8 protein-coding genes are annotated in these 12,025 nt (G+C 52.4%); 7 read left to right on the forward strand and 1 reads right to left on the reverse strand.

Annotation, left to right across the window (positions count from 1 at the left end):
* The first annotated feature begins 2 nt into the window (after positions 1-2).
* The 6 genes from PHR44_01970 to PHR44_01995 all read left to right on the forward strand — a co-directional run bounded on the left by PHR44_01970 (position 3) and on the right by PHR44_01995 (position 10,000).
* Positions 3-344: a P-II family nitrogen regulator gene (locus PHR44_01970; protein ID MDD4909438.1), complete on the forward strand. Its 342-nt coding sequence runs from the start codon at positions 3-5 to the stop codon at positions 342-344.
* A gap of 178 nt (positions 345-522) precedes the next feature.
* Positions 523-2,034 (forward strand): type I glutamate--ammonia ligase, encoded by a 1,512-nt coding sequence (gene glnA / locus PHR44_01975; GenBank protein MDD4909439.1) that lies wholly within the window; start codon positions 523-525, stop codon positions 2,032-2,034.
* Between the two features lie 69 nt (positions 2,035-2,103).
* The gene (locus tag PHR44_01980) at positions 2,104-2,337 is read left to right on the forward strand and encodes a helix-turn-helix domain-containing protein (GenBank protein ID MDD4909440.1); all 234 of its coding nucleotides are present in this window, start codon (positions 2,104-2,106) and stop codon (positions 2,335-2,337) included.
* On the forward strand, positions 2,325-6,869 hold the full coding sequence (gene gltB, locus PHR44_01985) for a glutamate synthase large subunit (protein MDD4909441.1): 4,545 nt from the start codon (positions 2,325-2,327) through the stop codon (positions 6,867-6,869). Before PHR44_01980 ends, gltB begins: the two co-directional genes overlap by 13 nt.
* Positions 6,862-8,289 carry a glutamate synthase subunit beta gene (locus tag PHR44_01990; GenBank protein MDD4909442.1) on the forward strand — a complete coding sequence of 476 codons (1,428 nt, stop codon included), beginning with the start codon at positions 6,862-6,864 and terminating at the stop codon, positions 8,287-8,289. The genes gltB and PHR44_01990 overlap by 8 nt, the downstream gene beginning before the upstream one ends.
* Positions 8,290-8,398: 109 nt before the next feature.
* A complete protein-coding gene (locus tag PHR44_01995; GenBank protein MDD4909443.1) occupies positions 8,399-10,000 on the forward strand; it encodes a CTP synthase in 1,602 nt (533 codons plus the stop codon).
* Here the strand turns inward: PHR44_01995 and PHR44_02000 are convergent.
* Entirely contained in the window at positions 9,975-11,507 is a 1,533-nt protein-coding gene (locus PHR44_02000) for a glutamine synthetase beta-grasp domain-containing protein (protein ID MDD4909444.1), read from the reverse strand. The two genes, PHR44_01995 and PHR44_02000, sit on opposite strands and share 26 nt — an antisense overlap.
* A gap of 157 nt (positions 11,508-11,664) precedes the next feature.
* Here PHR44_02000 and PHR44_02005 point away from each other — a divergent pair, with 157 nt between their 5' ends.
* Positions 11,665-12,021 (forward strand): hypothetical protein, encoded by a 357-nt coding sequence (locus tag PHR44_02005; GenBank protein ID MDD4909445.1) that lies wholly within the window; start codon positions 11,665-11,667, stop codon positions 12,019-12,021.
* Positions 12,022-12,025: the final 4 nt, after the last annotated feature.

Consider the following 12,025-nt stretch of genomic DNA (forward strand, 5'->3'; position numbering starts at 1 on the left):
AGATGAAACTTGTGATCGCGATGATACAGCCGCATAAATTACCCGACGTAAAGAAGGCCTTATTTGATGCCGATGTCCATAAGATGACCGTTACCAACGCCCTGGGCTGCGGCCAGCAGAAGGGCTATACCGAGACATACAGAGGCGTTATACACGAGGTAAACCTGCTTAAGAAGGTGCGGCTTGAGATAGCCGTAAATGAAGATTTTGTTGAGCCGACCGTTGACGCTATTATTAAAGGCGCGAGAAACGGCAAGATCGGCGATGGAAAGATATTTATACTGGACCTGCGGGAGTGCGTAAGGATAAGGACCGGGGAGCGCGGCCCAAAGGCCGTAGGTTAATTTATCTGAAAATATGGTTACCAAAACATAAGCATTCTTACTTATATATATGAAGGCTAAAATTTAGGCACATTGTAGTGTAGAATTAAGCAGTATAGCGGTAATGAACATAGGCGTTCATAGCCGGCTGGACACAGCCGGGGATGAACGCTTTTTTGTTTGAGAAAGGAGAAATAAAATGCCCAAGAAGAAGAATATCAGGGAAGTAGCTGAAGTGAAGACGCGCAACCCGCTTGTCAACGGCTCTTTTGATGAGAAGGCGGCCAGAGAGGTGTTGAAGCTGGTAAAGGACAAAAACATTCAGATAATTGACCTTAAGTTTAACGACCTGCCGGGCTTATGGCAGCATTTTTCCATACCTGCTTCAGAATTATTGGAAATGAGCGATATTACCCGTTCGATCTGGGTGGACGGGATAGGTTTTGACGGTTCTTCCATCCGCGGCTTCCAGAAGATCCAGGAGTCGGATATGATACTTATACCTGACCCGGCTACGGCTATAGTGGACCCGGTTTGCGAAGTGCCGACCTTAAGCGTCATCTGCGATATCTATGACCCTTTGACCCGCAAGCCATATACGCGCGACCCGCGCTATATAGCCAAAAAGGCCGAGAAGTATATAAGGGATACGGGGATCGCCGACGCGGTTTATTTCGGCCCCGAAGCGGAGTTTTTTATCTTTAACGATGTGCGTTTTGACCAGACAGAGAATTCGGGGTATTATTTTATCGATTCCAACGAAGGCGACTGGAATACCGGAAGGGCGGAGAACCCGAACCTGGGCTATAAGATACGCTTTAAAGAGGGCTATTTCCCTGTCCCGCCGCATGATTCCCTGCAGGACCTGAGAAGCAGGATCATCTTGAAGATGAAGGAGGCCGGGATCAACGCGGAGGTGCACCACCACGAGGTCGCGACCGCCGGCCAGTGCGAGATAGACATGAAGTTTGACAAGCTCACCAAGATGGGCGACAGCCTCCTGCTTTACAAATACATCATCAAAAACATGGTCAAAAAAGAGGGCATGGTGGCGACCTTTATGCCCAAGCCGTTATTCGCGGATAACGGTTCAGGCATGCACTGCCATCAGAGTTTATGGAAGAACGGCGTTAACCTTTTTTATGACAAAAATGGTTACGCGCTTTTGTCCCAGACGGCCAAATATTACATCGGCGGACTGTTAAAGCACGCCAACAGTTTAATGGCCTTCTGCGCGCCCACGACAAATTCCTATAAACGGCTTGTCCCCGGATATGAGGCGCCGGTGAACCTGGTTTATTCGGCGCGCAACCGCTCGGCCGCGGTGAGGATACCGATGTATTCAGACAACCCCAGGTCCAAGAGGATAGAGTTCCGGCCGCCCGACCCCTCCTGCAACGGCTACCTCGCGTTTTCAGCGATGCTCATGGCCGGCCTGGACGGCATACAGCATAAGATAGACCCGGGCCAGCCGATGGATGTTGACCTTTTTGAATTAGGCGAAGAAGAGATGAGCAGGATCGCCACAGTCCCTTCATCGCTTCGCCGCGCGATAGATGCCCTGGAGGCGGACCACGAATATCTCTTAAAAGGCGGGGTCTTCACCAAAGACGTAATCGATGTCTGGCTTGAATTCAAGCGCAAAAGAGAGATAGACCCGGTAAGGATGCGGCCGCATCCGTATGAGTTTTATCTGTACTTTGATATTTAAGTAAACAGCGGGTAGAGAGCGCCTGCCCGCTGTTTTTTAAGCCGGGCGTGATTAAATTTTAGGCAGAATATGGATGGTTTAGACAAGAAGATCATTGAACTGGACGGCTCTCTCTATAAAGAGAAACAAGGCATTGTATACAAATATGTTCTAGAGGCGATTGAGAAGCCGTTGATCGAACACGCTCTGGAACGCACGTATGGCAATCAGCTAAAGGCAGCCAAGATCCTGGGGATCAATCGTAATACTATGCGTACCAAGATCAGGAAATTAGGGATCGACCCGAATAAATGGAAGATATAGCCATGAGATATGATTATTTGCCTCAAAAACAAGGCCTTTATGACCCGGCCTTTGAGCATGATTCCTGCGGGGTGGGCTTTGTCTGCGATGTCAAAGGCAGGCGCTCCAGGGCCATTGTTAAGCAGGCGCTTGAGGTGCTCAGGCGCCTGTCCCACAGAGGGGCGGTTGGCTCAGACCCTAAAACCGGGGACGGCGCGGGCATACTTATTCAGACACCCCATGAATTTCTTAAGAAGGCCTGTGATAACGCCGGGATCGATCTTCCCCGATACGGAGATTACGCGGCGGGCCTGGTATTTTTACCTGCCGACAGTAAAGAGAGGGATCTCTGCAAGGATACATTTTCAAAGATCGCCGGGGAAGAGGGGCAGTCTATTTTGGGCTGGCGCGGGGTTCCGGTTGACGATTCCGATATAGGCAAAGGCGCGCGGCAGGCCCAGCCGATAATTGAACAGGTTTTTATAGAGAGAAATAAAAACATAAAAGAGCAGTTGGCTTTCGAAAGGAACCTCTATGTTATAAGAAAAAGAATAGAGAATGCCGTGAGAGGATCAGGTCTGAAGCAGAAAAGCTTCTTCTATGTTACCAATCTCTCCAGCAGGACCCTGTCTTATAAAGGGCTCCTTATGCCCCAGCAGCTGGACAGTTTTTTCCCCGACTTAAAGGATGATTCTTTAAGCAGCGGTATTGCCGTGGTCCATTCCCGTTACAGCACGAATACATTCCCTACCTGGGACCTGGCGCAGCCGTTCCGTTTCCTGGCGCACAACGGAGAGATAAACACCTTAAGGGGTAATTTCAATTGGATGAAGGCGCGGGAAGGCCTGCTTAAAAGCGGTTTATTCGGCAAGGATATAGAGAAAATCAAGCCCGTCCTTATTTCTGGACAGAGCGATTCCGCCACTATTGACAATGCCTTTGAATTGCTTGTGCTGGCAGGCAGGCCCCTCGCGCAGGCGATGATGATGCTCATACCGGCTGCCTGGGAGAACAACCCTTTGCTTGATGATAAACTAAAGGACTTTTATAAGTATCACGCCTGTATTATGGAGCCCTGGGACGGCCCCGCGGCGATCGCCTTTAGCGACGGGTTAAGGGTGGGCGCGGTGCTGGACAGGAACGGACTCAGGCCTGCCAGATACATCATCACCAGGCATGACAGCGTAGTGATGGCATCAGAGGCAGGGGTCCTGGATATCAAGCCGCAAGACATCCTGGTTTCAGGGCGGCTGGAGCCGGGCAAGATGTTATACATAGATACCCTGGAGGGCCGCATAGTCAGTGACGATGAGCTGAAACGATCCATCGCCGTAAAAAGGCCTTTTGGCGCGTGGCTTAAAGATAACATAGTTGAGCTCAGGCAGGAGCCGCGAGCGAAGCGGGATAAGCGGGAAAAAGAAGGCACGCTTACCTTGATGAAGGCATTCGCGTATACCCGGGAAGACCTGAAGGTTATTATCAAGCCAATGGCGGAAAAGGGGGATGAGCCGACCGGCTCCATGGGTAACGACACGCCTTTGGCAGTGTTGTCAAAAAGGCCGCAGCCGCTTTACAACTATTTCAAGCAGCTTTTCGCGCAGGTCACTAATCCGGCGATAGACCCTATACGGGAGAAATGCGTAATGAGTTTAGAGGGCCTTATCGGGCCTCAGGGGAATCTATTGGATGAGACGCCCGCGCATTGCCGTAAGCTCAAAGTAGATGAACCGATACTGACCAACGAGGAACTGGAAAAGATAAGGCATATAAAAAATAACGGCTTTAAGACAAAGACAATATCGCTGCTATTTAAGACGGATAAGAAGGGGGATTTCTTGAAGACGCTGGACAGGGTCTGTAAGGACGCCTCCTCCGCCATAAAGGAAGGATATTCGTTTATTATCTTAAGCGACAGGGGGGTAAGTAAAGACAGGGCCGCCCTGCCCGCCTTACTGGCTATGGGGGCGGTGCATCATTATCTGGTGCGCGAAGAGATGCGCGCGCAGATAGGCATTATCGTGGAGAGCGGTTCTGCCAGGGAGGTGCATCATTTTGCCCTGCTGTTCGGCTACGGAGCCGACTGCGTTAATCCCTATCTTGCCTACGATGCCGTTAAATATATTATAGCGGAAGGCGAATTGGATTCAGATCATGTATCAGCCATAGGTAATTACAGAAAGGCGGCGCATAAGGGGATACTTAAGATCCTTTCCAAAATGGGCATATCCACTTTGCAGAGTTACAGGGGCGCCCAGATATTTGAGGTCCTCGGGTTGAACGACGAGGTAGTGGACAGGTGTTTTTGCGGCACCGCCTCCCGTATCGGCGGCGCGGGTTTTGACGTTATCGAGAAAGAGGCCCTGATGGCGCATGAGGACGCCTTTTCAAATAAGCCCATAGAGGCGCCTTTTTTGTCCAGCGGAGGGCTCTACCAATGGAAGAGAGACGGGGAGTTTCACCTCTGGAATCCCGACAGCATCGCCGCCTTACAGGACGCGTCCCGCAAAGGCGACTACGGTAAATACAAGGAATTCGCGCGGCTTATTAATGACCAGTCCGCTGATCCCGCTACTCTGAGAGGCCTGCTCAAATTCAAGAAGCAGAAGCCCGTTCCTGTTGATGAGGTTGAGCCGCTTGAGTCAATAGTCAAACGCTTTGCTACCGGCGCCATGAGCTTTGGCTCTATATCAAGGGCCGCCCACGAGACGCTGGCAATAGCGATGAACGGGCTGGGCGCTAAATCAAATACCGGCGAAGGCGGGGAAGACCCCGCCAGATTCTTGCCGCTGCCAAACGGCGGCTCCAGAAGGAGCGCGATAAAACAGGTCGCCTCAGGCCGCTTCGGCGTCACTACGAATTACCTTGTAAACGCGGATGAGCTTCAGATAAAGATAGCGCAGGGGGCAAAACCCGGAGAAGGAGGGCAGCTGCCCGGGCATAAGGTCAGCGTGTCCATCGCGAAGACAAGATACACCACTCCGGGAGTGACATTGATCTCGCCGCCGCCGCACCACGATATCTATTCTATTGAAGACCTGGCGCAGTTGATATTTGATCTGAAAAACGCGAATCCCCGGGCCAGGATAAGCGTCAAACTTGTGTCCGAGGCGGGGGTGGGCACTGTTGCCGCGGGCGTTGCCAAGGGCCATGCCGATATGATCTTGATCTCAGGCGGCGACGGAGGCACGGGGGCCTCCCCCATAAGTTCCATCAGGCACGCGGGCCTTCCCTGGGAGCTGGGATTGTCGGAGGCGCATCAGACCCTCATTTTGAACGGCCTGCGCTCAAGGGTGCGGCTTCAGGCCGACGGCCAGATGCGCACGGGAAAGGACGCGGCAGTCGCGGCATTATTAGGAGCGGAGGAATTCGGATTCTGCACTTCGGCATTGATCGTGCTGGGCTGCGTAATGCTGCGGCATTGCCACCTTAACAATTGTTCGGTGGGGGTGGCTACCCAGGATGAGGTGTTGGAGAAAAGATTCAGCGGCAGGCCGGAATATATAGTCAACTACTTCCGTTTTGTCGCGCAGGAATTAAGAGAGATCATGGCGCAGTTGGGGCTCAGGCGCGTCGACGATATGATAGGCAGGAGCGATCTATTGCAGGTGGACGCGGGCATTATCCCCTGGAAGGCAAAGCAGATAGATTACGCGAAAATTCTTTACAGGCCGAATGTCTCTGAAAGCGCAGGCATGTATTGCGAGGTTAAGCAAGACCATAAAATAGATAAGGTGTTAGACAGGGAGTTGATCAAGCTGGCAGGGCCCGCGTTAGAGCATCGCCAGCCGGTTAAGCAAGAGCTGGCGATCAGCAATGTCAACCGCGCGACAGGGGCTATGCTGAGCGGAGAGGTCTGCAGGGCCTTCGGAGAACAAGGCCTGCCCGGGGATACCATCCATTTTAAATTCAGAGGGGTCGCCGGCCAGAGCTTCGGCGCCTGGCTCGCGGAGGGCCTGACCTTTGAGCTGGAAGGCATGGCCAACGATTATGTGGGGAAGGGTATATCCGGAGGCAGGATAATCATTTATCCTGATAGAAACAGCAATTACGATCCGCGCGATAGTATCGTTATGGGCAATACGACCTTCTATGGAGCGATAAAAGGCGAGGCGTATATCAAAGGGGCCGCGGGCGAAAGGTTTTGCATAAGAAACTCCGGCCTTTACGCCGTGGTTGAAGGAGTGGGCGACCATGGCTGCGAATATATGACAGGGGGCAGGGTTGTGATCTTAGGCGGGACAGGCAGGAACTTTGCCGCGGGAATGAGCGGCGGCATCGCCTACGTCTATGACGAAGAGGGCGCGTTCAGAAACAAGTGCAATATGAATATGGTAGAATTGGAAAGGACAGGCGATGGGGATAAGGAAACGCTCTACAACCTGATCCACAATCATTACAAATATACGCAGAGCAGGGCCGCCAGGGCGATACTTGATGATTTTGAGGCAAGCTTAGGCAGGTTCGTTAAAGTCATGCCTATTGAGTACAAGCGGATATTGGAAGGCGCGAAGGTCGAAGAGAAGCTGGGCTTAGCGGAGGCATCGGATGGGTGATCCCAAAGGTTTTCTGAAATTAAAGCGGGAGGCAGGGCAATACAGGCCGGTCTGTGAGCGCGCGGCTGATTTTAAAGACGTCACCCTGCTTCGTCCCGACGACAGATCGCAGCAGCAGGCCTCGCGCTGTATGGACTGCGGCACGCCTTTCTGCCACTGGGGCTGCCCCGTAGGCAACTACATCCCGGAATGGAACGACCACATGTTCCACGGCCGCTGGGATAAGGCGTTTCAACTCCTTGACGCGACAAACGGCCTTCCCGAGATCACCGGACGGCTCTGCCCTGCCCCATGCGAGTATGCCTGTGTCTTAGGCATTAACGACGAGGCCGTGACCATAAGGGAGAATGAGCTGGCGATCATTGAATACGCCTTTAATAACGGTTTGATCAAGCCCAGGCCGCCGAAAAAACGCAGCGGCAGCGTGGCTGCCGTAGTCGGCTCAGGCCCTGCCGGCTTAAGCTGCGCCGCAGAACTTAACAGACGCGGGCATAAGGTGACGGTATTTGAGAAGGACGATAAGATCGGCGGCATTATGCGCTACGGCATCCCCGACTTCAAGCTGGAAAAGTGGGTGCTTGACCGCCGCGTCGCTTTATTAAAAAGAGAAGGCATAGAATTTGTAACCGGCGTGGATGTCGGCGTGGATTATCCCGTAAAGAAATTAAGACAGGGCTTTGACGCGGTCTGCCTCTGCGGCGGCTCACGCGTCCCGCGCGATCTGAAGATAGAAGGCAGGGCCCTGAAAGGCATTCATTTTGCCATGGATTACCTTATCCAGTCAAACAGGCGTAATGCCGGGGAAATTATCAGTAAAGAATTGCTTATAGACGCCAGGGATAAAAAGGTCGTGATCATCGGCGGCGGCGATACCGGCAGCGACTGCGTAGGCACCGCCCACAGGCAGGGGGCGAAATGCGTTGTCCAGATAGAGCTTTTGTCTCAGCCGCCCGAATGCAGGGGCGCTGACTTCCCCTGGCCGCGCTATCCGATGATCCTCAAGACATCCTCCAGCCATGAAGAAGGCGGAGAGCGCCGGTGGTCCGTATTGACGAAAAGATTCATCGGAGAACAGGGCAGGGTTAAAAAGATACAGTGCCTGCGCGTTGAATTCGCGAAGGGCCCTGAAGCGGCCTGTCCTGTTATGAAGGAGGTCCCAGGTTCAGAGTTTGAGATAGAAGCAGACCTTGTGATGCTTGCCGTCGGCTTTGCGCATCCTCAACACGCGGGATTGCTCGCGGATCTAAAGATAGATGCCGATCCCAGAGGCAACGTTAAGGCAGGCGGAGATTTCATGACCAATATAAATGGCGTCTTTACTGCCGGCGATATGCGCAGGGGCCAGTCCCTTATCGTCTGGGCGATCGCCGAAGGCAGGGCCTGCGCTTATAGCATTGATAGATTCTTGCGTAACGTGTAATGTGGATCCATATTATTCTTGACTGTTCGGCAAAAATATCGGATAATAATACCCGTAAGGACAAAGGCGTCTTTCTATAAAAGGAAAGGCGCCATTTTCATTTTAGAATATGCCTAAATATATATTCATTACCGGAGGGGTGGTCTCAAGCCTGGGCAAGGGTATTGCCTCCGCCTCAATAGGCAAACTCCTTGAGTCGCGCGGCTTAAAGGTCACCCTGATCAAATGCGACCCCTATATCAACGTTGACCCGGGGACGATGAACCCCTATCAGCACGGAGAGGTATATGTCACCGCTGACGGGGCAGAGACCGACCTTGACCTGGGCCACTACGAAAGATTTACCAACGCGGCCCTGGGCAAAGATAACAATATAACTACGGGCAAGATCTATTACTCCGTTATATCCAGGGAACGCAGGGGCGATTACCTGGGCAAGACCGTGCAGATAATCCCCCATATTACCGACGAGATAAAGAACAGCATCAAGAAGGTCGCCGTAGAACAGCGGGTTGACGCCGTTATAGTGGAGATAGGCGGCACGGTCGGCGATATAGAAGGCCTGCCGTTCCTGGAGGCGATAAGGCAGATGAGGCTTGAGACGGGCAGCGGCTACGCGATCAATGTCCATGTCACGCTGGTGCCGTTCATAAAGTCCGCCGGAGAGATCAAGACCAAGCCCACGCAGCACAGCGTCCAGACATTAAGGGAGATAGGCATCATACCCGACATAATGCTATGCAGGACAGAGAGGCAGCTTAGCAAAGAGACCAGGGAAAAGATAGCCCTGTTCTGCAGCGTGGATAAGGAAGCGGTCATTTCCGCCATAGACGCCAAAAGCATATACGAGGTCCCTGTTTTGCTGCAAAGGGAAGGGTTGGACGCGCTGATCGTCCGGCTGCTTAATTTAAAATGCCAGGACGGGGACTTGAGCGATTGGGAAAACAATGTCCTGAAAAAAATAAAATGCCCCGCGAAGGAAGTAGAAATAGCGGTGGTAGGCAAATATATAACCCTGCAGGACGCCTATAAGTCCATATATGAATCGTTGACCCACGGCGGCATAGCCAACGCGGCCAAGCTGGCCATAAGAAGGGTTGATTCGGAAGACATAGAAAAAGACGGGCCTGCCAGATACCTTGACGGCGTCAGGGGCATCCTTGTGCCGGGAGGGTTTGGCTTCCGCGGGATAGAGGGAAAAATAAGGGCGGCTCAATTCGCCAGAGAAAATCAGATACCGTTCTTCGGCATATGTTTAGGCATGCAGACGGCGGTAATAGAATTTGCCAGGAATGTATGCGGGTTAAAGAACGCGAATTCCACGGAATTCAACCCCAATACAAAATATCCTGTTATAGGCCTGATGGAAGGGCAGAAGAAAATAGACGCCAAGGGCGCTACCATGCGCCTTGGTTCATACGAGTGCGCTTTGGCAAAGGGCGGGCTCAGCCGTTCTGCTTACGGTAAAGACCTCGTCTCTGAAAGGCACAGGCACCGCTACGAGTTTAACAACGATTACCGAGGGATACTTGAGAAGAAGGGGATGTTTTTTTCCGGGATCTACCGAAAGGGGAACCTGGTCGAGATAATTGAGCTTAAAGGCCACCCCTGGTTTGTCGCCTGCCAGTTCCACCCCGAGTTCAGGTCAAAGCCCGATAAATGCCATCCGCTATTCAGGGAGTTTATCAGAGCAGCGATAAGTACCTCTTGATCTCATGCTGCGTTATCTGGATACGGTATTCTTCCCATTCTTTTCTTTTGTTGTAAAGGAACCTGCTGAAGATGTGCTCTCCCAGCGCCTCTTTCACAAAGGCGCTTTTTTCCGTTTCCAGTATCGCCTCGAATAGATTGCCTGGTAAAGATGTAAGCCCCCGCCTCTGCCTTTCCTCCATCGCCATATGGTAGATATTGGGCTCAACCGGAGCGCCGACTTCATACTTTTTTTCAATGCCTTCCAGGCCCGCGGCCAGCATTACCGCGAACGCGAGGTACGGGTTGCAGGCGGGATCAGGGCAGCGCAATTCCGCCCGCGTTGCCTTTTCGTTTCCCGGCCGGTACACAGGCACCCTGATCAGGGCGGTGCGGTTTTTCTGCGCCCAGGAAGCGTAAACCGGCGCTTCATAACCGGCAACCAGCCTTTTGTATGAATTGACCCACTGCGCGGTCAAGGAGCAGATCTCTCTGGCGTGTTTTAGTTCTCCGGCAATGAACTGCCTGGCAATATCAGAGAGGTGATGTTTGTCTTTTTTATCAAAGAACGCGTTCTTTTTGCCCGTGAACAGCGACTGGTGCACGTGCATGCCCGAGCCGTTTACGCCGAACAGGGGCTTGGGCATGAACGTGGCATACACGCCGTTTTGCTGGGCGATCTCTTTGATCACGTATTTAGAGGTAATCACGTTGTCCGCCGCCGTAAGCGCGTCGGTATATTGAGGATCGATTTCGTGCTGGCTGGGAGCGACCTCATGGTGAGACGCCTCCATGGTTATGCCCATTTCTTCAAGCATCCTGACGGTCTTGTTCCTCATGGTATTGGCCAGGTCATTGGGTATTAATTCAAAATACGACCCTTCATCTATGATCTCCGGCTTCTTATCGGATTTAAAATAGAAATATTCTATTTCCGGCCCCACGAAGAAGGTGAAACCCAGTTTTTCAGCCCTTGCCAGCACTCTCTTCAGGGCATACCTTGTGTCTCCGGGGTAGGGGGTATGGTCGGGGTTCAATATGTCGCAGAACATCCGCGCGATCACGCCGTTTTCGCTTGTCCAGGGCAGTATCTTAAAGGTGGCCGGGTCCGGCTGCGCGATTATGTCGCTTTCTTCGGCTTCGGCGAAGCCGGTTACGGAAGAGCCGTCAAAGCCCTTGCCGTGCTCAAGCGCGCCCCTGAGTTCCCCTTCGGTGATCGAAACGCATTTTAAGATGCCGAGTATATCCGTAAACCACAGCTGTATGGTTTTTATATCATTTTCTTCCACCCTGTCCAGGATCTTCTCTATCGCCTGTTTTTTGTTGCTTATGACCGGCGCCCGCTCCCGTTTTTGCCTCGCGGCAGATCCGCCCGCGGACTTCGGCCCTATCTCACCTTTTGGTATGATGTACTGCCTGCCCGCTTTCTCCGCGGAGATCGCGCCGTGTTTTATGCGCTCGATCACTGCCTGGCGCGATATGCCTAACAGCTTTGCCGCCTCAGTAGGGCTTAAGTATTCTTTCTTCATTTTGGCCTCCGTTTTATGGTTATCTCCTTGTCAAATGTAAATATACCATATACTTTACGTTTGTCAAGAAGATTTTGCGGGACTTTTTATCAAATTATTTCTTGCAATTCGCGCTATCCGCCTTATAATAACATAGAGTAATTAAACGGAGGTGAAGATGATCGAAGAAATCAAGCAGGAAAAGGCCGCGGCCAAGCCGGCAGCGGCAAAAAAGAAGATTAGTTTCAGCCCGGTCTTTCTGCTGGCATTGCTCCTCTTGGCGGCGGCGGTGGTATTGGGCCTGGCGCTGAATCAGGAGAAGGTAAACACGCAGGCGCTGCAGGAGCGGCTCAATGCCGCTATTTCTGCCAGGACAAAGGCCGAGCAGGAACTGAAGGGGCTGCGCGACGAGAACGCGCTGATCAAACAGGAATTGGAAGAGACGCAGGTCAAGGTTGACGAATTAGCCAGGCAGCTTACGTCGCTGCAGATCACCCGGCCGCCTGAGCCGGAGACGCAGGCCATACAGAACTAAAGGC

Source organism: Candidatus Omnitrophota bacterium, assembly GCA_028707125.1.
In the GTDB taxonomy this organism is placed as follows: domain Bacteria; phylum Omnitrophota; class Gorgyraeia; order Gygaellales; family JAQTUX01; genus JAQTUX01.